This is a genomic window from Shimia marina, from assembly GCF_001458175.1.
Classification (GTDB): Bacteria; Pseudomonadota; Alphaproteobacteria; order Rhodobacterales; family Rhodobacteraceae; genus Shimia; species Shimia marina.
Map to the genome: position 1 here is coordinate 52,001 of NZ_CYPW01000009.1, position 20,393 is coordinate 72,393.

The 20,393-nt window shown below is 58.3% G+C and carries 22 protein-coding genes; 10 read left to right on the top strand and 12 right to left on the bottom strand.

All coding sequences use genetic code 11. The features are described 5' to 3' along the window. Positions 1–14 precede the first annotated feature (14 nt). The 5 genes from ihfA to SHM7688_RS06745 form a co-directional block, all read right to left on the bottom strand. The gene (ihfA, locus tag SHM7688_RS06725) at positions 15–317 is read right to left on the bottom strand and encodes an integration host factor subunit alpha (protein WP_058239169.1); all 303 of its coding nucleotides are present in this window, start codon (positions 315–317) and stop codon (positions 15–17) included. A 139-nt stretch (positions 318–456) separates the two neighbouring features. Further along, positions 457–1,431, bottom strand: coding sequence for a beta-ketoacyl-ACP synthase III (locus SHM7688_RS06730; RefSeq protein WP_058239170.1), 975 nt, complete (start codon positions 1,429–1,431; stop codon positions 457–459). 23 nt (positions 1,432–1,454) lie between these two features. Beyond that, positions 1,455–2,543: a phosphate acyltransferase PlsX gene (gene plsX, locus SHM7688_RS06735; RefSeq protein ID WP_058239171.1), complete on the bottom strand. Its 1,089-nt coding sequence runs from the start codon at positions 2,541–2,543 to the stop codon at positions 1,455–1,457. 20 nt (positions 2,544–2,563) lie between these two features. Continuing rightward, entirely contained in the window at positions 2,564–2,770 is a 207-nt protein-coding gene (rpmF, locus tag SHM7688_RS06740) for a 50S ribosomal protein L32 (RefSeq protein WP_058239172.1), read from the bottom strand. Positions 2,771–2,908: 138 nt separating this feature from the next. Further along, positions 2,909–3,469 (bottom strand): YceD family protein, encoded by a 561-nt coding sequence (locus tag SHM7688_RS06745; RefSeq protein ID WP_058239173.1) that lies wholly within the window; start codon positions 3,467–3,469, stop codon positions 2,909–2,911. A gap of 111 nt (positions 3,470–3,580) precedes the next feature. Here SHM7688_RS06745 and SHM7688_RS06750 point away from each other — a divergent pair, with 111 nt between their 5' ends. The 3 genes from SHM7688_RS06750 to SHM7688_RS06760 all read left to right on the top strand — a co-directional run bounded on the left by SHM7688_RS06750 (position 3,581) and on the right by SHM7688_RS06760 (position 6,741). Further along, the gene (locus tag SHM7688_RS06750; RefSeq protein ID WP_058239174.1) at positions 3,581–4,054 is read left to right on the top strand and encodes an outer membrane protein assembly factor BamE; all 474 of its coding nucleotides are present in this window, start codon (positions 3,581–3,583) and stop codon (positions 4,052–4,054) included. Between the two features lie 96 nt (positions 4,055–4,150). Then, positions 4,151–4,897, top strand: a complete 747-nt coding sequence (locus tag SHM7688_RS06755; protein ID WP_058239175.1) for a GNAT family N-acetyltransferase — start codon at positions 4,151–4,153, stop codon at positions 4,895–4,897. Between the two features lie 32 nt (positions 4,898–4,929). Further along, entirely contained in the window at positions 4,930–6,741 is a 1,812-nt protein-coding gene (locus tag SHM7688_RS06760) for an ATP-binding cassette domain-containing protein (protein ID WP_058239176.1), read from the top strand. 104 nt (positions 6,742–6,845) lie between these two features. Here SHM7688_RS06760 and SHM7688_RS06765 read toward each other — a convergent pair whose 3' ends face one another. Then, positions 6,846–7,685: a capsular polysaccharide export protein, LipB/KpsS family gene (locus SHM7688_RS06765; RefSeq protein ID WP_144432510.1), complete on the bottom strand. Its 840-nt coding sequence runs from the start codon at positions 7,683–7,685 to the stop codon at positions 6,846–6,848. A gap of 232 nt (positions 7,686–7,917) precedes the next feature. Next, complete coding sequence (locus SHM7688_RS06770; RefSeq protein ID WP_158500671.1) at positions 7,918–10,074, bottom strand: S8 family peptidase; 2,157 nt, start codon at positions 10,072–10,074, stop codon at positions 7,918–7,920. A gap of 318 nt (positions 10,075–10,392) precedes the next feature. Here SHM7688_RS06770 and SHM7688_RS06775 point away from each other — a divergent pair, with 318 nt between their 5' ends. The 3 genes from SHM7688_RS06775 (at position 10,393) to SHM7688_RS06785 (ending at position 13,364) form a co-directional block, all read left to right on the top strand. Next, the gene (locus tag SHM7688_RS06775) at positions 10,393–10,623 is read left to right on the top strand and encodes a hypothetical protein (RefSeq protein ID WP_058239179.1); all 231 of its coding nucleotides are present in this window, start codon (positions 10,393–10,395) and stop codon (positions 10,621–10,623) included. Beyond that, on the top strand, positions 10,620–11,879 hold the full coding sequence (locus SHM7688_RS06780; protein ID WP_058239180.1) for a CobW family GTP-binding protein: 1,260 nt from the start codon (positions 10,620–10,622) through the stop codon (positions 11,877–11,879). Before SHM7688_RS06775 ends, SHM7688_RS06780 begins: the two co-directional genes overlap by 4 nt. Positions 11,880–11,966: 87 nt before the next feature. Continuing rightward, positions 11,967–13,364 carry a M20 family metallopeptidase gene (locus tag SHM7688_RS06785; protein ID WP_058239181.1) on the top strand — a complete coding sequence of 466 codons (1,398 nt, stop codon included), beginning with the start codon at positions 11,967–11,969 and terminating at the stop codon, positions 13,362–13,364. An 8-nt stretch (positions 13,365–13,372) separates the two neighbouring features. Here the strand turns inward: SHM7688_RS06785 and SHM7688_RS06790 are convergent, their stop codons facing one another. Then, on the bottom strand, positions 13,373–13,972 hold the full coding sequence (locus SHM7688_RS06790) for a LytTR family DNA-binding domain-containing protein (protein ID WP_058239182.1): 600 nt from the start codon (positions 13,970–13,972) through the stop codon (positions 13,373–13,375). A gap of 72 nt (positions 13,973–14,044) precedes the next feature. Further along, positions 14,045–14,962 (bottom strand): AraC family transcriptional regulator, encoded by a 918-nt coding sequence (locus tag SHM7688_RS06795; RefSeq protein WP_144432511.1) that lies wholly within the window; start codon positions 14,960–14,962, stop codon positions 14,045–14,047. A 139-nt stretch (positions 14,963–15,101) separates the two neighbouring features. Here SHM7688_RS06795 and SHM7688_RS06800 point away from each other — a divergent pair, with 139 nt between their 5' ends. Then, complete coding sequence (locus tag SHM7688_RS06800; protein ID WP_058239184.1) at positions 15,102–15,935, top strand: cysteine hydrolase family protein; 834 nt, start codon at positions 15,102–15,104, stop codon at positions 15,933–15,935. A gap of 227 nt (positions 15,936–16,162) precedes the next feature. Here the strand turns inward: SHM7688_RS06800 and SHM7688_RS06805 are convergent, their stop codons facing one another. Continuing rightward, positions 16,163–17,179 (bottom strand): ribose-phosphate pyrophosphokinase, encoded by a 1,017-nt coding sequence (locus SHM7688_RS06805; protein ID WP_058239185.1) that lies wholly within the window; start codon positions 17,177–17,179, stop codon positions 16,163–16,165. Positions 17,180–17,286: 107 nt separating this feature from the next. Between SHM7688_RS06805 and SHM7688_RS06810 the strand changes: the two genes are divergently transcribed. Next, positions 17,287–17,886 (top strand): 2-hydroxychromene-2-carboxylate isomerase, encoded by a 600-nt coding sequence (locus SHM7688_RS06810; protein WP_058239186.1) that lies wholly within the window; start codon positions 17,287–17,289, stop codon positions 17,884–17,886. A gap of 3 nt (positions 17,887–17,889) precedes the next feature. Beyond that, positions 17,890–18,693 (top strand): alpha/beta fold hydrolase, encoded by an 804-nt coding sequence (locus SHM7688_RS06815; protein ID WP_058239187.1) that lies wholly within the window; start codon positions 17,890–17,892, stop codon positions 18,691–18,693. Between the two features lie 68 nt (positions 18,694–18,761). On the opposite strand, the gene SHM7688_RS06820 is transcribed toward SHM7688_RS06815, so the two are convergent. Next, complete coding sequence (locus SHM7688_RS06820; RefSeq protein ID WP_058239188.1) at positions 18,762–19,244, bottom strand: ester cyclase; 483 nt, start codon at positions 19,242–19,244, stop codon at positions 18,762–18,764. A gap of 86 nt (positions 19,245–19,330) precedes the next feature. On the opposite strand from SHM7688_RS06820, the gene SHM7688_RS06825 reads away from it, so the two are divergent. Next, entirely contained in the window at positions 19,331–19,690 is a 360-nt protein-coding gene (locus SHM7688_RS06825; RefSeq protein ID WP_058239189.1) for a winged helix-turn-helix transcriptional regulator, read from the top strand. Between the two features lie 19 nt (positions 19,691–19,709). Here SHM7688_RS06825 and SHM7688_RS19585 read toward each other — a convergent pair whose 3' ends face one another. Further along, a complete protein-coding gene (locus SHM7688_RS19585; protein ID WP_144432512.1) occupies positions 19,710–20,054 on the bottom strand; it encodes a hypothetical protein in 345 nt (114 codons plus the stop codon). Positions 20,055–20,393 lie beyond the last annotated feature (339 nt).

Genomic DNA, 20,393 nt, shown 5'->3' on the forward strand with positions numbered 1-20,393 from the left:
GGCTATGTATCGCCTTATTTTTTGTTGCCAGCGGCAACACGGTCTTTCATGAGATGTGACGGCCGGAATGTCAAAACGCGACGCGGGTTAATCGGAACCTCTTCGCCGGTCTTGGGGTTGCGACCCACACGTGCGGCTTTGTCTCGCACGCTGAAGGTTCCAAAAGAGGAAATCTTGACTTGTTCGCCACTGACAAGCGCGTCGGACATGTGCATGAGTACGCTTTCCACAAGTTGTGCGGAATCGTTGCGAGACAATCCAACTTCGCGGAACACCGCTTCGCTGAGATCCATTCGAGTCAATGTCTTGGCAGTCATACGTTCCCCCCTGTCACCGGTGTTTCGTTCAAAAAGCATAGAAGCAACACAATTTATAAGTCAATGACTAGCGCCCGGCTAAGCCAGATTATCTTTGATGTTCGCCAAAGACTTAGAACATATCGCTTGCTGTGGACCCTTACCAGCGCAGGACAACCGAGCCCCAGGCTAGCCCACCGCCAATTGCTTCTGTCACGAGCAGATCGCCACGTTTGATCTGTCTATTGGCAACACCTGTTGACAGGGCCAGAGGGATTGACGCTGCGGAAGTGTTTCCGTGGTCCTGCACTGTTACGATGACACGCTCCATTGGGATGCCAAGCTTCTTGGCTGTGCCCTGGATGATGCGAATATTGGCTTGATGTGGCACAATCCAGTCTACGGCATCGTCGGTGAGGCCGATTTTGGTCAGCGCAGTATGTGCTGTGGATGTCAGTTTCTCGACGGCCTGACGGAAGAGGGCATTGCCCTGCATGCGCAGCTTGCCTGATTCCCCATTGGTTGAGACGCCCCCATCCACGTAAAGCATATCGCGGTATCTGCCGTCAGAATTCAGATCGGCACTGAGAACGCCGCGGTCATCGGAACCGCCTTTGCCTTGCTGAGCTTCCAGGATCAATGCCCCTGCGCCATCGCCAAACAGCACACAGGTGGCCCGGTCGGTCCAGTCCATAATCCGACTAAAGGTTTCTGCGCCAATCACCAGAACCCGTTGCGCTTGACCAGAAACGATCAAAGCGTTCGCGTTGGTCAGGGCATAAACAAACCCTGCACAGACAGCTTGGACATCAAAGCCGAAACCGCGGGTCATGCCGATCTTTTCCTGAACCATTGTCGCGACGGAAGGGAACGTAAGGTCAGGCGTTGATGTTGCCACCACGATGGCATCAATATCATCTGCATTCAGACCGGCGTTTTCCAGCGCCGCTTTGGCAGCAAAGCTGGCCAGATCTGATGTCGTTTCATCCTCGGCGGCGAAGTGGCGTCGTTCGATCCCTGAGCGGGTGCGAATCCATTCGTCGGTTGTGTCGAGGGTTTGTTCAAACTCGGCGTTAGGAACGACCCGTTCCGGCAAGTAGTGGCCTACGCCCATCACCACGGCGCGTGTCGTCATATCGATGCCTTGCTCAGCTGTTTTTATTCGTTTGTGTTCTCGGCATCTTGCGGCAGGGACACGGCAGATGCAACCCGTGCAGCGAGCTTTTCGGAGAAGCCGGATTGCGCAAGTTTGAAAGCCAGTTTGACGGCCGAAGATACCCCTGTTTCATCAGAGGAGCCGTGCGACTTCACCACTGTGCCATTCAGCCCCAAAAAGACGCCGCCGTTCACGCGACGCGGATCAATGCGCTTATTAAGGCGATTGAGGGATGTATAGGCCATCAGCGCAGCGAGCCGCGAGAGAGGCGAAAATTTGAAGGCTTCGCGCAGGAGGCTGCCAATCAGGCTGGCGGTGCCTTCGCCGGTTTTCAGGGCAACATTGCCGGTGAACCCGTCAGTGACGATCACGTCCGCACGGTTGCCGGGGATGTCATTGCCTTCGACAAAGCCCACGAAGTCATAGTTGGCTATGGAGGCGTTTTGCGCAATCAAATCATGCGCAAGCTTCAACTCGTTGCGCCCTTTATGTTCTTCAGTGCCAACATTCAGGAGGCCAACACGGGGGCGTTTGAGTTCCATGCCATTGCGGGCATAAGATGCGCCCATGAGTGCGTATTGCAGCAGGTCGTGCTCATCCGCGCTAATGTCTGCGCCAGCGTCTAGCATGATGTTGAACCCCTGCGGGGAGCGCGAGGGCCACAAAATGGCGATGGCCGGGCGATGCACGCCGAGGATTTTGCGCAACCGAACCACGGACAGCATCATGAGGGCGCCGGTATTGCCGCAGCTTACGACACCGTCAGCTTCGCCACTGCGCACGCTTTCCAAAGCGGACCACATGGAGGTGCTTTTGCCACGGCGGATCACATCGCGCGGCTTGTCTTCCATGGAGACAACATCCGGGGCGTCGCGAATCTCCACACGGCCTTCAAGATTGCGCTTGCGCGCCACCAGACGTTTGAGTTCGTCTTCGGGGCCGTGAAGAATAAATGCAATATCCGGGTTTTTATTGGCCGACAGGGAAATGCCGGCAACAACAGCTGCCGGCCCGCGATCGCCACCCATGGCGTCAACAGAGATCACTGTACGCCCGCTATCGGGGTTTGCTGATGTAGTCAAACCGGCCATGCGGGCGATGATCTCACTGTTTATGCTGCGTCGTCGTCCAGATCGACGTCGTCGACCATAGCGATCACTTCACGCTCGGCATAGGTGCCGCAGGATGGGCAGACGTGGTGGGGGCGCTTCAGCTCACCACAGTTGTCACATTCGTTAGGGTTCGCTGCAACCAGGGCGTCGTGAGCACGGCGGTTGTTGCGGCGCGATTTCGATACTTTGTTCTGCTGGACAGCCATGTCGCAACCTTTGATTTACGGGGGCCGAAGGCCCGATTTCCTGAGCGTTGTGAGCCTCTACGCGTTCTGCGCGCCTGAGTCCAACGCTAAATTCGAATGAGCGCGCGAAAATACTGCGATTTCCGCTCAACGCAAGCCCTATTCGTCGTCTTTTGCTGTGAGTTGATCCCGCAGGGCAGACAATCCGGCGAAAGGGCGCGCATCTTCGTCGGTCATGGCCTTTTTTCCGGCCTCCGTAAAGACTGATTCCTTCAGTTGGGCGCCTTGAGCTCTCGGGAACTGTGGAATGAGCAGGGCCAAGGCCTCCTGCAGGACGGCATTGAGATCGATATGAGATTGGAGTGGCTCGGCGTTTTCATCATCCGGCATTTCAACTTCTTCCTCGTCAGAACTGAACTCTGGCACGGTTTTGAGGAAGCGGCGCTCGACGGGCTCATCCAGCCGGGTGGTCACTGGAGACAGGGTGACGACGCAGGGCTGCACCACGGTTGCCCCCAATTGCCCTTTAAGCTCCCAGTCGGAGGCGCCAAAGGCCCGCACTTCGCCGGTGAAAACAAGTTTCTTGATTTGTTGAATATCAAGTTCTGCCGCCAATGTGGTCAGCGCCTCCGTGTCGGGTTTGATTTCAAAGGCGGTTGGGCGGTTCTGCGGAAGATCTGCGACACGCAGCGAGGTTTGCGGGAGGGAAGATTGGGACATACGGCGGGACTTTGCACTGAAGTGTTGAAACGGCGCTTAGTTTCTTGAACGTCGCGCATTCATTCTATAAGCGAGATAAAAGGCAAGACGAGCCAACACAAGAGGGCAAGCATGAAGACGCGCAACACGGTGATCAAATTGTCGGTCATGGGAGTGCTTGTTTTGACGCTTGCGTCCTGTGCAACGCGCTATCGCAATCACGGCTATGTTCCTACAACAGAAGAGCTTTCTTCTATCACGCTGGGGGTTGATACGCGCGATACGGTCACTGAGACGATTGGGCCGCCCTCTGCAACGGGTGTGCTGGATGGCAATGTGAACCTCTATGTGCGCACGCGGGTGAAACACTTTGGGCCGCGTAAGCCGGAAGTGGTGGAGCGGCAGATTGTGGCGATCGGATTTGATGCTAATGGCATTGCACGAAATGTTGAACACTATGCGCTGGAGGACGGTCAGGTTGTGCCTCTGACGCGTCGGATCACTGACAACGGAATTGAAAGTGGCGGGTTGCTGCGTCAGTTGGCAGGTAACATTGGCAACTTCGGCCCGACGGGCGTGCCAAGCTCTTCAGGTGGTGGCTTCTAAGGTTTGTGTCTGCAAAGGCGGCGCTTTGTCATTCGGGTGTCACCGCATCTCTGTTAGGGTGCCGATGTGAAGCAACAACAGGGTGCATATGGCGTCATGCTGACAAAAGGCCGGTATTGCGTGAGAACTGCCGCGTCTGCGGCTGATTTGCAGGCGGCACAGCGTTTGCGGAATCTCGCATTTCACGGCTCCGACGCTGCGCTGGATGTGGATGCCTTTGATGATCAGTGCATACACTATTTGATCGAAGAGACGGCGACCAATCGTTTGGTCTGTGTTTTCAGGATGTTATCCCTTAACGGTGGGCAGGACATTGGGCGCTCTTATGCGGCGCAGTTTTACGAGCTTGAGGCGCTTAAGACCTTTCCGGGACCGATGGTGGAAATGGGGCGTTTCTGTGTGCATCCGGACGTCCATGACCCGGATGTGTTGCGCATCGCATGGGGCGCCATGACTCGCTACGTGGACGACCATGCTGTGGAGCTTCTGTTTGGTTGTGCCTCCTTTGAGGGTACGGATACCAGTCACTATCTGGACAGTTTTGCCATGTTGCGGGACCGTCATCTGGCACCACCACGCTGGTTGCCGCGTGTCAAAGCCCCCAAGGTTTTCCGTTTTGCCAACCGGTTGCGGCGCAAGCCCAATCTGAAGGCCGCGCAATTGGCGATGCCGCCGATGCTGCGCAGTTATCTTATGATGGGTGGCTGGGTAAGCGATCATGCGGTGGTTGATCAAAAAATGAATACACTTCATGTGTTTACGGGCGTCGAAGTGAAAGCCATTCCGCCTGCGCGCAAACGTCTCTTGCGCGCGATTTCTGGCGAGGGGCTGCGTCGAGGTTGACGCTGGCCGCCGGGCGAGCTACGCGCTTTCTCATGGCACGTATACCTCTTTTGCAGATGAGTGATATCTCCCTGACTTTCGGCGGAGATCCCGTATTTGATCAGCTGAGCCTTGTGGTGCAGCCTGGCGACCGTGTGGCGCTGGTGGGGCGCAATGGGTCTGGCAAATCCACCCTGATGAAAGTCATGGCAGGGTTGGTGGAAGCGGATCGTGGCGACATCGTTGTGCCCCCTGGCGTGAGTGTCGGATATATGGAGCAAGATCCTGATATGACAGGATTTGCGACGCTTGGGGATTTTGCCTCTGCCAGCCTTGATCCGGGCGAACTCTATAAAGTGGAGCGCGCGGGAGAGGGGCTCAAGTTCGATCCTGCACGTCCGGTAGAGACAGCGTCTGGCGGGGAGCGGCGGCGTGCGGCGCTGGCGCGGCTGATGGCGGAGGCGCCAGAGCTGATGTTGCTGGATGAGCCGACCAACCATCTGGATATTGAGGCGATTGCCTGGCTTGAAAGCGAGTTGAAATCCACCCGCGCGGGCTATGTTCTGATCAGCCACGACCGCGCCTTTTTACGCGCTCTGACGCAGGCAACCCTTTGGATTGACAGGGGAATGGTGCGTCGTCAGGAAAAGGGATTTGAGGCGTTTGAGGCCTGGCGTGATAAGGTCTGGGACGAAGAGGACCTCCAACGTCATAAGATGGATCGTAAGATCAAATCCGAAGCCCGCTGGGCGGTGGAAGGCATCAGCGCGCGGCGCAAGCGCAATCAGGGGCGTGTGCGGGCGCTGAAGGATTTGCGAGCAGAGCGCGCATCCATGATCAAGCGCCAGGGATCGGCCGCGATGGAGCTGGCAGCAGGTCCGAAGTCTGGCAAAAAAGTGATGGAAGCCAAAGGCTTGTCCAAAGCCTACGATGGTAAGAGCATTGTGCGGGATTTCTCTCTGACGGTGCAGCGCGGGGATCGCGTGGCCTTTGTAGGGCCGAATGGCGTTGGGAAAACCACCCTGATCAAGATGCTGATGGGGGATGTCGTACCGGACAGTGGCACGGTCACTCTGGGCACCAATCTGTTGCCTGCGGTGTTTGATCAGGCGCGGGCCAAGCTGGACCCGGAGATGACCCTGTGGGACAGTCTGACGGGGGATCCTGAGATGCGGGTTTCGGGCAAAGCCGATCAGGTGATGGTGCGTGGAAACCCCAAGCATGTGGTTGGTTATCTTAAAGAATTTCTGTTTGACGACCGGCAGGCGCGGGCACCGGTGCGATCCCTTTCTGGGGGCGAGAAGGCGCGGTTGCTGCTGGCGAAACTGATGGCCAAAGAGAGCAATTTGCTGGTCATGGATGAGCCGACCAACGATCTTGATGTGGAGACGCTCGATCTGCTTCAGGAATTGCTTGATGACTATGATGGCACGGTTCTGCTGGTGAGCCACGATCGGGATTTTCTGGACCGTGTGGCGACAACAACCATCGCCATGGAGGGCAATGGGCAGGCTGTGACCTATGCGGGTGGCTGGTCTGACTATCAGGCGCAACGGCAGGAAAATGCGCCTATAAAGGTAGAAAAATCAAAGCTGAAGGCGGAAAAGGTCAAGCAGGAAAAAACGGTATCTTCCGGGTTGAGCTTTACGGAGAAGCACCGGCTTGAGGCCTTGCCTGCAATCATGGAGCGGCTTGAGGCGGAGATTGCCAAGCTGGAAGAATTCATGGCAGATCCGGAGCTTTTCACCAAGGAACCGGTTAAGTTTCAGAAGGCCACAGAGGCGTTGGTGGAGCGGCAGAAAGCCTTGGCGGAGGCTGAGGAAGAGTGGCTGATGCTGGAAGAAAAAGCGGAAAGCAACGGCTGAAATCCACGTCGGTATCGCGTCTGTATTGGGGCGGTACCGCGGAGGTGCGCGTTTTCTGAATATGTTGCGTCTGCGACGCCTGCTTCAGACCTTGGTAAGGGTTTTCAGCCTTGGGGCAAAAGCGGCGCGATGCGGGCCCATGCCCGTGCCTCAAAATCGGGGGCCTGCGGTTCCAGCATGTTCTGGCCCAAGAACCAGTAGAGATACTTTTCGTAGGCGCGCTTTGGATGAGGGTGGTCCGCGTTGCGCAGGGCTTTGCGCAGCTCCTGCGGCGTCTTAGCGATGGTCGCGATATGGCCGTAATCAGAGCGCGCGCAGAGGATCACGGGTTTCTTCTGCATCAAGGCTTCAAAGCCAGCGGCGGAATTCTGGGTGACCACCACATCTGAGGCGGCGGTGAGTGCGTGAATGCTCTTTTCTGACATTACAACATTGTCAAAGCGACGACAGATGCTGCGGTAGCGATTGGCCATGACCTCTGATTGTGCCGGATGCAATTTCACATAAACCCGTGCGGTGGTGCTTTTGGCGACGGTTGCGATCATTTGCTGGCCGTCGAGAAAATGCACCGGCGTCGCATAGCTGTCGATCTCTTGCAGAAAGATCACTGCACGCGCGGGTGGCAGAGGCTCTGTGGTTTGGGGCGCTTGGGAGAATTTGGAGATGTTCTCTCGCAGCATATGGCCTGTGACACCGTTGAAGAAATAACGCGCTTTCGCGGCGTCTACGCCCTCTGGTGAAAATTCTGCATTTGCCAGCGAAGAGTCCCAGTTCACCCCAAGCGGGTCGAGATACCAGAAGCCCCAGATATAGGAGGGCATGGCATAGAGCGCAGGACGGGCAATACGCTTGGTTTTGCCAAGGAAGATATGCGCGTGATCTGCGGTGCAGAGGGTTTGAGACACAGGGCTGTCATAGGGCACCGCATAGGTTTGATGCCCCATCTGCGTGGCTTTTGCCGCAATCTTTTGAACGAAATCAAATTTCCCGTCACAAAGTGAGACAAACCAGGTTTCTTCGGCATGAAAGATGAGGCTTGGCTGATCGGGCGCTCTGGTAGGCTTTGATGACTCCAAAGAGGGACTTAAAATTTCCAACACGTCGGGCTTTCAAATGGTCTGATCTGTGCACAAGCTCTGACGATGTTGTGGCCTGTTTGGTGGAAGAAGTACAGGCTCAGAAACGGGTGCGCAGCCCCAGCAGCAGAGCGGTTTCCTCGGCGTCGGCGATATGGCCGCGGTTCTGGGCATGGGCGAGGGAGATGCCGATATTGGTGCGCCGTGTCAGGGGGCGATGATAGGTCAGCGCCAGACGCACTTCGCGGCTGCGCGGGGCCAGATCGATGCGCACGTCCTGATGCCGTGTCGCGCCGTCGTGGGTGGCCACCGGCAAAGACAGCGATGTGCTGCCGGAGGCAATTGCAGCGGGCAGAGACAGGGAGAGCGACAGCGCGTCATTGGCGGTCAGAACATGGTCATGGGCATAAGACAGCGCAGTGGCGTTGAGCAGCACGTCGGCGGATTGCCCCAGATCGGAGCTTTCCTGCCCATAGGCATATCCCATGGCCAAGCTGAGGCGGGAGCTGTTGGTCAGAGCGGTTGAAAGCGTCATGTCCATGGCGGCCAGTGCTCCGCCGGAACCGCCATTCCATTCCGACAGCAGCGCAGCTGTATCAGCACCGTAGCTGGTGCTCAGTTGTAGGTTTGTGCGCCCAAGATCAAAGCCACGGGACAGACCAAAGCCAAGCGCATCCGTGCCGGAGGACTGGCCGTGGTAGAGCGTGAGATTGATGTCATCTGCGCCCAGCATCACCGGCAGGCCACGCTCTGTGCCAAAGAAGGCGGTTGCGGCGGTCGTGGGGCTTGGTGTGTGGGCAATGGTGAGCAGGTCCCGTGTGGAAAACAGCGGATCGGCCTGACGGGTGGCGACCAGCTGACCTGCGTTCACGGCAAAAGAGGCTGAGAGGGTATCGGTGCTTTGGATTTGCACTTTGGCGAGGGCGCGGGTTACCGCGTCGCCGCTGGCGCTGCCAGCAACGACGAGGGGTTTGCTCATGTCCAATACGGTGCCGTTTTCCATGGTGGCGGTGGCCCGTCCGATGGGCAGAAGGGCGGCGGCCACATCAAGAAACCCATGGCCCCATTCTTCGCTGTAGTTATGCTCAAAGCCAGGGGCGAGTTCGACACTGCCTTCGGTGGTGAAGCCGTCAAATGTGTTATCTGCGGAGGCCAGAAGGCGCACACGCAGCTGTTGGTGGGTCATATTGGGGAAGGCCTCTGCGAGCAGGGCCAGGGCGCCGGAGACCGTGGGGGCGGCATAGGAAGTGCCGGTGCCAAACCCGTAGCTGCCGCTGCTATTTGCGGTTGCGCTTGTCCAGCTGCCATTGGCGGAGAGGCACCAAGCGGCGGCCTCCAGACAGGGCTCAGACACCCGGCGGGCGCCGACGACATCATCGCCGCTCGTTTCTGGCACGCCATTCACCACCGCGATCCAGCTCTGCTCCAAAGAGGGTTCAAACAGCGGCAGCGCTGGCATCAGGCCGGTGTTTGAAAAGTTGGAATTGTTCGGCACGGAAAACACCACAATGCCCTCATCCGCATAGCTTTTGAGAGCATTGAGGTAAGCCCGCCCAGAGGAGGTGCCCAGAATGTTGTTGTAGTCAGAGCGGGTGGCGCGGGTGTTGGAAAAGCCCCAGGAGTTATTGAGGGCAACGGCCCCTGCGGCTTCGGCGGATTCGGCGGTGGCGCGCAGCTGGGAGAGGCTGTCAAAGCTGCCAAAGATGAGATCCGCCGCCGGGGCGACGCCGATCATATCATCAGAATTGCCCGCCGCGATGGAGGCCACGAAGGTGCCGTGGTCGGCTACGGCCAGACCAGACCCTCGGGTGATGGCGCGGCCGGAGAAGGCCTCATGGCTGGTCAGGAAGCCGTTGTCAGAGAAGGCAATCACCTGACCGGCGCCGGTCAGCCCTGCGGCGTGGGCGTAGTGAATGCCGGCATCAGAAAGGGGATTGCCCCCCAGTTCCACATCGATACCGCTGTCAAAACGGCCATTGCTGTTTTTGTCCACATAGCGGCCATCTGGCGCGGTTTGGCGGGTGTAGCGCGAATCCTGCCGGATCAGACGCGTGGCGCGGGCGCGTATGGGATCAAGGCTGTCGATAAAAGAGGTCAGTAGGGTGGTGCTGTCGGTGATGGGGAGAGAGGAGCTGCCGCCACTGCCGGACTGATTGCTGCTGCTGTCGCTGTCGTCGCCTTCCTCGCCGCCGCCACATCCAGCCAAAAGGAAGGGTGCCAAGAGAACGGTGGTCAACAGCAGGATTTTGCGCGGCATCATCAGGTCACCTCAGAACAAGTGCGGGTGATGGCAGGCTAGGAAACATCCCTTAAACAAGGCCCAATAATTGGGCGTTGGGTCCAATTTTAGAGAGATAGATGGCGCGGCGGCTTGTGTGGCTGCGTTACGACAAACGGTCTTGCAATCTGTGTAATGATATTACATATCGAAAATGATCAGGCCAAGGATTTGGTCCCACCTGAGCCTGCCACGGGCGCGGCACTGCCGGGCCTGTGACAGACCCAAGCCTTGTCCTGATCATCCCAGAGCGCCGGGCGAGAGCCTGCCTGTCAAAAAGTCAATCAGAGAGACCCTATGTCCGTTATTCCCCAAACCTATGAAGACTGGGAGTATTGCATCACTGTCAAATGTGGCATTCCGTTGACTGCGGACTATGTGCAGGCGCGGATCGTGGCCTTGCAGGATGTGGAGAGCTATCAGACAGAGAAGTTTATCCGGCGTTGGGGGGCTGCGCATCATGCGCGCACGCTGCGTTGGTTTCAGCAGGCCGCCCAGCGGATTGAGACCGCCGGGCGCGACACATGAGCCGATCCTCAGAGCGATCTGCGCTGTCCCCATCGGCATCCTTATCTGAATCTGCAGCTGTGCCGGTCACGGTGCTCAATGGGTTTCTTGGGGCAGGGAAGACGACGTTGTTGCAGAGCCTGCTGGTGCGGGCCCGCCAACTGCCGCATGTGCGGTTGGGGGTGATTGTGAATGAGATGAGCACGTTGGATGTGGACGGTGCCATTTTGGATGGCAGTGAAGTGCTGTCACGACAGGATGCACGGTTTGTTTCTATTGCTGCAGGGAGCATCAGCGGCCCTGAAGGTTTGGCGCAATTTGGCGCGGCGGTTGACAGGCTGCTGGCGGCGGATGTGACCCATGTGTTGATTGAAACCTCAGGGAGCACACATCCCTGGCCGTTGCTGGAGGCCCTTCGCTTCCATGATGATCTGCGCCTGCATGGGTTTCTGTCGGTGGTGGATTGCCTGACGCTGGCGCAGGACCATGATTTTGGCCGCGCCATTGTGCCGGGGGCATCGCGCAATCTTGCGGCAGGGAAGCGGGGCATCGAAAACCTGCTGGCGGAGCAGATCATGTTCTGCAACCGCATCCTGCTGAGCAAAATGGACCGTGTGGATCAGAGCGCGCTTCAAAGGATTGCTCAGGCGGTACATCCCATCAATCGCGGGGCGGATGTGATGGGGATGCAATGGGGCAATCTGCGGCTTGAGAGTATTTTGCAGATGGGGCCTTATGATCATGACCGGGTGGCGCAGTTGGGGGCGGAGCTGACCGCTTGGGATGTGGAACACGACACCAGCTCTATGGCCAGCGCGGCGGATTACCGGATCGAGAGTGTTGTGATTGCGGATGCGCGGCCGTTTCATCCGCAACGCCTTTGGGATGTGTACAATCATTATCTTGGCACGGGCATCTATCGCAGCAAGGGTTTTTTCTGGTTGCCCTCCCGAGATCAGTATCAGCTTTTGTGGAACCAGACGGCGGGCAGTGTCGGGCTTGAGGTGGTGAATTTCTGGAAAATTGCCACGCTGGAGGATGACAGCCTGAACCTGTTGCCACAGGAGCGTGCCGAGATGCGTCGGCGTTTGCAGGGGCAGTCGCAGGCTTTTGGGGACCGCCGCTGTCGGTTGACCGTGATTGGGGACCGGGACGGGCTTGAAGACTTTGCGACGGCTGTGCGCGCCTGTTTTTGCACAGAGGCAGAGATTGCTGCATGGAAAGCGGGCGTCGCCTTTGAGGATCCTTGGCCAAAGACGCTGGTGACTCTGTCCTGAGCGATTTGTGCATATCTGGAGATTGCACCTGGGCAGCAACTGTTCCTAAGGTGCGGCAGATTTCTTTTGCCACGAGAGGGTGATCTCATGACGCGTCGGACGGCCATCGCAGGTGCGGAAACCTATTTTGACGACGGGGGGTTTCAGTCAGACCTTGCTGCGCTGGTGGCGTTTGAAACCGAGAGTCAGAACTCGGCGCAGGCGGCGGAGCTGTCGCGCTATCTGACGGAGGCGATGGTGCCGCGTTTGCATGCGATGGGGTTTGAGACGGTGCAGCATGCCAATGCGGTGGCAGGCGCGGGCCCTATTCTGGTGGCGCAGCGCCATGAAGGCGCGGCTTTGCCAACAGTGCTGACCTATGGTCATGGGGATGTCACCCATGGGCAGGCAGGGCAGTGGCGAGACGGGCTGCATCCGTTTGAGCTGACCGAAGATGGCGCGCGGCTTTACGGTCGGGGGACGGCCGACAACAAGGGGCAGCATCTGATCACTATTGCCGCGCTGGAGGCGGTGCTTCGGACGCGCGGGGCGCTGGGCTTTAATTGTTGTTTTGTGGTGGAAACAGGGGAGGAAACCGGCTCGCCCGGTTTGGCCGCCTTGTTTGCTGCTCAGAAAGACGCGCTGAAGGCGGATGTGCTGATCGCTTCGGATGGGCCGCGGCTGCAACCGGAGACGCCCACGATGTTCATGGGCGCACGTGGCTGTCTGGATTTTGATCTGCTGGTGGATCTGCGGGAGGGGGCGCATCATTCCGGCAACTGGGGTGGCTTGCTGGCAGATCCGGCGATGATTTTGGCGCAGGCGCTCTCGGTAATCACCGATGCGCGCGGGCAAATCCGGGTGCCGGAGTGGCGGCCCAACAGTTTGAGTGAGGAAATCCGCGCGGCGCTGCGCGACCTGCCGGTGTGCGAAGGTGCCGGACCTGCGGTGGATGAGGACTGGGGGGAGGCGGATCTGAGCCCGGCGGAACGTGTGTTTGGCTGGAACAGCTTTGCCGTGCTTGCGATGCAGAGCGGCATTCCGGAGGCACCGGTCAACGCGATCAGCGACAAGGCGCGTGCGCATTGCCAGCTGCGCTATGTGGTGGGCACAGACACGGAGGAAATCTTACCGGCGCTGCGGCGGCATCTTGATGCGCATGGGTTTGCACAGGTGCAGATCCGTGCCAGCGCGGCGGGCGCTTTCAGCCCGACACGGCTGTCGCCCACGCACCCCTGGGCGCAGTTTGTGGCGCGCTCCATTGAGGAGACCACGGGCAAAGCCCCCCATGTTCTGCCCAATCTGGCGGGCTCGCTGCCCAATGATATTTTTGTGGACCACCTTGGGCTGCCGACCATCTGGGTGCCCCATTCTTATCGTGGCTGTTGCCAGCATGCGCCCGATGAACATGTGCTCAAGCCGCTGTGTCGCGAGGCGCTGGGCCTGATGGCGGGCGTGTTTTGGGACATTGGCGCGGGGGATGCGCCCGATGCGGAGCGCAGGTAAGGGCGCTGTCAGGACGGCGTCGGTGTGGCAGAGAGGCGGGCTTTGATCTCGGCATATTTGCGGCGGCTGATGGGCACTTCGTCCCCATTGCTGAGTTGGCAGCTGTAGGCGCTGCCTTTGCGGGTGATGCTGCGCAGATGATCGAGGCAGATCCAGTGGGATCTGTGACAATGAATGCCGTTGAGACGATCCAGTCTGTCCAGACAGTCGCCAAATTGCTCTGAAAGCAGGCTGCGCCCCTGTGTGGTGGTGACTTCCACATAGTGATCCTGTGCGTGCAAGCGGATGATGTCATTTCCCAGATCAAAAGGCAGGCCCGGCAGCAAAGCGCGCAGGTTGATTTCAACGGGTGTTTCGCTGGGCTGCGGGGGCGGCGTATCTGCATTTTGGGCCGCCTCGGTGTGCTCGTCACTTTTGAGCAGGAAGATCAACGCCAGCGCAATGGTCAGGCTGGCAGGGGTGACGGCGATGATTTCGCTCAGCACCAGCGCGCTGTCCTTTGCGGTCTCCGGCGCGCTGTTGCGTGTGGCGTTTGGCAGACATTTTCTGTCTGATGTCATCTTCTCGGCGCTGTTTGTGTCATTGATTGCGGTGGCGCTGTCGTTCATATTTGTCCGGCGAAAAGACCGTGTCACAGGCGATGCAAGCCGGGATGTGTCAACGGGGCTTCAGCGCGCGGGTTAGCGATCTTTCAGAGCGGTGCGGAAGCTGCGTGGGCTTTGACCGGTGGCCAGTTCAAACTGTCTTGAGAAGGCGCTGCGGCTGGCAAAGCCGACCTCTGCGGCAATGGCTTTGACGGGCTTGTCGGTTTCGCTCAGAAGCCGCCCAGCCTTGCGCATGCGCAGATCGCGCAGCAGCTCCATGGGGCCAGAGCCATAAGCCTGAGAGAAGCGCTTGGCAAAGCAGGAGCGGCTCATGCCCGCCAGTTCAGAGAGGCTTTCGACGGAATGGCGCGCTTGTGGCGCATCGAGCATGGCTTTCAGGGCCTTCCAGACGGCGGGGTCGCGCAGGGCGGCCATCCAGTGGAGTGCGCCGTCACCCATCGCCATTCTCTGACGCAGCATTTCGATCACCGCCTGTAACAGGATGGCCCGGACCATGGCGCGGCTGCCCAGATCGGGACGGGACAGTTCGCCCAGCAGGGTTTTGAGCCCACCAAACAGCGGATGTTGTTGCGAGATGTGCATATGCAGCGGGTCATGCAGCAGGTCGATGAGATTGCCAGAGCCTTTGAGGCCAATGACTATATGTGCGCAAAGGGCGAGCAGAGGTGCCTGTTCGGCTTCATCCGGCCCTCCTTTGGTGAGCACATGGCGCAGTTCCAACTCTGCGGGCTGGCAGGCCGGGGCCGGGATCGTCCCTGTGGCGGTGCTGCGGATCTCATGTTGCACAAGGGCGGGCACAAGGATCAGGCTGCCTGGCGAAATGGAGATCGCCGCACGGCGGGGCATGATCACATTGCCTTCGCCTGACAAGACGTAGTGCAGGGTCACTGCGCCATCTGCGGGCAGGGCCACTTTGCGCACACCTGCGATTTCACACAGGGCGAAGGGTTTGGTCTCGATCTCAAGACTGTCGAATATGTGATCGTACTTCATGAGAGTAGCATGGGCCAATTCTGGACGAAAAGACACGTTTGCTTCTCTGCGAGGTCAAATTCTGGACCCAAAGGCACATTGGGCCGCCTGATAGTCAGGGGGCAGGTGCTGAGGCCTGCGAATGCTAAGGAGATGACCAATGTGTGATTGTCATGATCATGATCCCAAGAAACTGTCACGCCGGGAGGCACTGCGTGGTGGGTTGATGGCTTCTGCGGCCGGAGCGGCCGCGGTGGCTGGCGCTGGTGCGGTTCAGGCGCAGGCCAAGGAAAACCCTTACGCCGACCCCGCACAGCCCGCCCTGCCGCCATCCGACATGAAGCTGGATCTGAGCCGTGCGGCACTGGTGGTGACCGACCCGCAAATCGACTTTCTGCATCCGGAAGGCGTGACCTGGGGTGTGATTGGTGCCAGCGTGGAAGAACATGGGACGGTGGAAAACATCGAGACCCTGTTTAAGGCGGCCAAAGCGCATGACATCACCACAGCCGTGTCGCCGCATTACTATTATCCCACCGATCACGGCTGGAAGTTTGAAGGCGCTCTGGAAAAACTGATGCACAAGATTGGCATGTTTGACCGCAAAGGGCCTTTGATCATCGATGGGTTTGAAAACTCAGGCGCGGATTGGATGCCGCAGTACAAGAAGTACATCGAAGATGGCAAAACCATCGTCACCTCACCTCATAAGGTCTATGGCAATGACACCAATGATCTGAGCCTGCAATTGCGCAAGAACGGTGTGGATCAGGTGATCCTGGCAGGGATGTCTGCGAACCTCTGTACGGAAAGCCACCTGCGCGAACTGCTGGAAGATGGATTTGAAGTGGCTGTTGTCAAAGATGCCACCGCTGCGGCGATGTTGCCGGAGGGCGACGGCTATCTCGCGGCGCTGACCAACTTCCGCTATATGGCCAATGCGGTTTGGACCACTGAGGAAGCGGTTGCGCAGCTCAAGAAAGCGGCCGGCTGATCTTGAGAAGCCCCATGTGTTCGGTGTGCATGCATCTGTTGCGTCGCGTGGATGTCTGGGGCGTTGGGAGGAGGTCTTTGCCTTGCTGGTGTGGCAGGCTCTGACAGGGAGGCATGGGTCCTTTGCTAGCGCGGTGCCCATAGGTGCGGGTGAATGACCTTCTCCGCAAAAACAAAAAGCCCCGGCGTTTGTGCCGGGGCTTTGCTGTGTTGGGGCGGCGTGATCCGTCAGGAGGTGAACAGACCTTCGTAGGCAGGTTCCAGCGTCTCGGTTTCAAACAGGGAGCTGACGGAGGTGCCATTGGCGGTGTTCATGATCGCCTGTGCAAACATCGGTGCGGTGGGCACGATGCGGATGTTGCTGGCGCCTTTCACGGCGTCGGTGGGCTCAATGCTGTCGGTGATGACCAGAGATTTCATCACGGAGTTGGTGATGCGCTCAATCGCGGGACCAGACAGAACACCGTGGGAGATGTAGCTGTGAACCTCGGTTGCGCCATGCTCGATCAGCACTTCGGCGGCTTTGCAGAGCGTGCCTGCGGTGTCGCAGATGTCGTCCACAATGATACATTTCTTGCCGGTCACATCGCCGATCACGGTCATTTCGGCCACTTCGCCGGGTTTTTCGCGGCGTTTGTCGACGATGGCGAGCGGGGCGTTGATGCGCTTGGCCAGCTCACGGGCGCGGGCTACGCCGCCCACATCTGGTGAAATCACCATGACATCAGAGAGCGTGTCTTTGAACTGGGCTTTGATATCCAGTGCAAAGATCGGGGAGGCATAGAGGTTATCGACCGGAATGTCGAAGAAGCCCTGAATTTGCGCGGCGTGCAGATCCATGGTGAGAATGCGCTCAATCCCGGCTTCGACCATCATATTGGCCACAAGCTTGGCGGTGATGGGTGTACGCGCCTTGGTGCGGCGATCCTGACGGGCATAGCCGAAATATGGGATCACGGCAGTGATGCGGCTGGCAGAGGAGCGGCGCAGGGCGTCGGCCATGACCAGCAGTTCCATCAGATTGTCGTTGGCCGGATTAGAGGTCGACTGAATGATGAACATGTCTTCGCCGCGCACGTTGTCATAGACTTCGACAAAGATTTCAGCGTCGTTGAAACGCTCAACCCGGGCATTGACCAGCTCTGTGGAAGAGCCGCGGTGCATGGTCATGCGCCGCGCAATGGCGGAGGCCAATGGTTTGTTGGCGTTGCCTGTGATCAGTTTGGGTTCAAGAATGGTGGCCATAGCGCGGTAATCCCCAGGTGGCTGTGGTGACAGATTCGTGACATTGCGCTCCGCTTAACATGGCCCTAACGTCTCGCAAAGCGAAGCGTGGGTGCAGGGAGGCACAAATGGCGACGATCACCTATTATTTTTCGACAATTTCACCTTATACCTATCTTGCTGGCACACGTTTGGAGGAGATTGCCGCCAAACACGGGGCGGAGATTGTCTATAAGCCGCTCGACATTATGGGGCTGTTTGCCCGGACCGGTGGCACAGCCCCCAAGGATCGCCATGTCAGCCGTCAGGAGTATCGTGCTCAGGAACTGGTGCGGCAGGCCAAGAAACTGGGCATGGACTTCAATCTGAAACCTGCGCATTGGCCCACCAATATGGCCCCGTCCTCTTATGCCTTCATTGCGGCGCAGAATGCCGGTGGCGGCGATCTGGGGGCCTTGGCGCATGGGTTCACCCGCGCGTGTTGGGTGGAAGAGAAAGACATTGCGCAGGATGATGTGATCCGCGCCTGTCTGAGTGCGGCGGGCTTTGATCCCGGCCTGGCGGACAGCGGTCTGCTTGTGGGTGCGGAGACCTATGCGCGCAATCTGGACGAAGCCGTGGAGGCCGGAGCTTTTGGCGCGCCGTTCTATATCACCGAGGATGGCGCGCGGTTCTGGGGACAGGATCGTCTTGAGGATCTGGACGCACATCTGGCGGGTGAGCTCTGAACCATGGCGCTTGATGAGGCACAGCGGCCCGATATCCATTGGCGTGTTCTGGGGCAGGGTCCGCGTGCGGCGCTGGCGCTGCATTGCAACCTTGGTCATTCCGGTGCCTTCCGTGGGCTTGCTGCCGCCCTGGACGATCTGATGACGATTGAGGCACCGGATATGCCCTCGCATGGGCGCAGTGGTGCCTTTGTGCCGGGGGCACTGGGTGGACAGATCATGGTGGAGGCGATTGTCGACCGGCTCAAGGCGCCCGTGGATGTGATCGGGCATTCCTATGGCGGGTTGATTGGTGTGCGCCTGGCGATTGAACATCCTGAGCTGGTGCGCTCGCTGTCCCTATATGAGCCGGTGACCATGCTTGCGGCGCGGGGGGCGGCACCAGAAGAGGTCGCCAAGAACCACGCGCATATGTCACAGGTTCTGGCGCATTATGACGCGGGGGCGCCGGAAGCGGCGGTGCGTTTGTTTGTGGAAGAATGGGGGGACGGACGCCCCTGGGCGGCCTTGCCGGAAGAGATCCGCGCGGCTTTCACCCGACAGGTGCCCTTTGTGGTGGCGTCTCAGCGCGATGTCTTGGATGACATCGGGCAGATCATGCCCCGGCTTGGCACCATCGCCGTGCCAGTTTTGGTTATGGATGGAGCCCTTTCGCCTGCGATCATGACGCCCGCCTGCGATGGGCTTGCGGCCTCTTTGCAGATTGCGCGGCGGGTGACGATTGCAGGTGCGGGGCATATGGGGGCGATCACCCATGCGGCCGAAGTGGCGGCGGAAGTGCGCAAAACCGTGACGGACGCCGCCTGAAAGTGGACCATAAAACACCCGCTGCGCGTCAGGCCCGGCGGGTGTCTCTATGCCTGAAAGATCGTCAATCAGTGGCCGAGCGCGCCGATCTGGGCCAGAACCGCGATCCAGTCTTCAAGGTGATAGGTGTGGGTGACCATGCCGTCTTCGTTGAAGTGGTGCACGTCAATCGCCTTGGCGGTGAAGGGTTTTCCGGTTGCGGCGTGGCCCATGAAGTCGCCTGCGTGCGTGCCTGAGAAAGTGGAACGCGCCACAATCACATTGCCTTCTTCGATCAGTTCTTCGACCTTCCACTCAAAGTCGGAGAAGGATGCCGCGACCAGAGGGATGAAGTCTTTCAGACCCTGACGGCCTGCGCCCTGACCGGGGTTGGCATCATAAGTGACCCAATCTTCGATCAGCACTTTGTCCAGGGCATCCAGATCACCTTCCGAAAAGGCAGCATAGAAGTTCATCAGGTTTTTCTTGTTGTCCGACATGTCGTCAGCTCCCGCAGTTGTAGAGAAAAAGGCCAACGTCACAGCGGCCATGAGGGTGGAAAGCAGTTTCATGAGGTGATTCCCGTATTTCGTTGCTTGCTGCACCTAGGTATCAACTGTATACCAGCGCACAAGAACGCACTTTTAGGAGCTTAGGTATGGTTAAAGTCACCGTGCTGGATAAGAAAGACGCGCAAAACTGCCCGATCCGCGATGTTCTGGATCGGGTGGGGGACAAGTGGTCTATCTTGATCTTTTGTGTGCTGGAGGACGGCGCCAAACGCTTCAACGAGATCAAACGGGCGCTTGGGGACATCACACAGCGGGTGTTGACAAGCACATTGCGCAAGCTGGAAACAGAAGGCTATCTGACGCGAGAGGTCTTTCCGACATCGCCGCCCAAGGTGATTTATGAACTGACGGCGCGGGGACGGGCGCTTTTGGGCCTGATGATGCCAGTGATTGAATGGGCCGAAATGACCCATGCAGAGATTAAGGCGGATCGCGCGCAGGCCTAGGTCAAATGACGCCCAGATCCTAGGTCTTCAGACCGTTTGGAAGGAGGTCTGCCTTGCTCCAGTGGATGTCACTCTGCACGTGGTTCGCTCTGACATATTTACCCATGCAGTAAGGTATATCCGCTTCGGAAAAGCTGTTGGAGATGCGTGCGACAAAGCCCTCTTGCGTGTCGGTGTTCAGTTTCTTTGCCATATCCTCAAACAGGTTGGCGCGATATGGGCCACGATAGAGGGTTTTAACCGGTTGAATGCCCAGCTCTTCAAAGCGGGTTATTGTGATATCCCAGCTTTGAATTTCGTTGCCGACGAAGGAGACGATGGCGAAATGGCTGATGAAATGCGTGAACTTACTTGCGTCTGCCATAATGAAATAGGCTGCTGGTAGCGGGACAAACAGGTTCAATAAGGCTTCGCCAGGTGCGCCTCTCGCAAGTGAGCAGAGACTTATGACAACCGAGATTTGGATCGAGCCGATTGCAAGCGCTCTACGAAGGCCGCGCTTGTAAATCCCTAGACATAGCCACCCCCAAAATATGACGCTGAGAGCGAGCACGCCAAGTGCGGTCACAGCGAATAAGGTGTGTTTGTCCATAAGGTTGGCAGAGCATATCTGACGTGTTTTCTATACTTCAAAGTTAGAAACGCGTTGCGCACGAACCGAGGGGTGGGACGCGAAGCGCCCGCCCCGTGGGGGCGGTTCGGG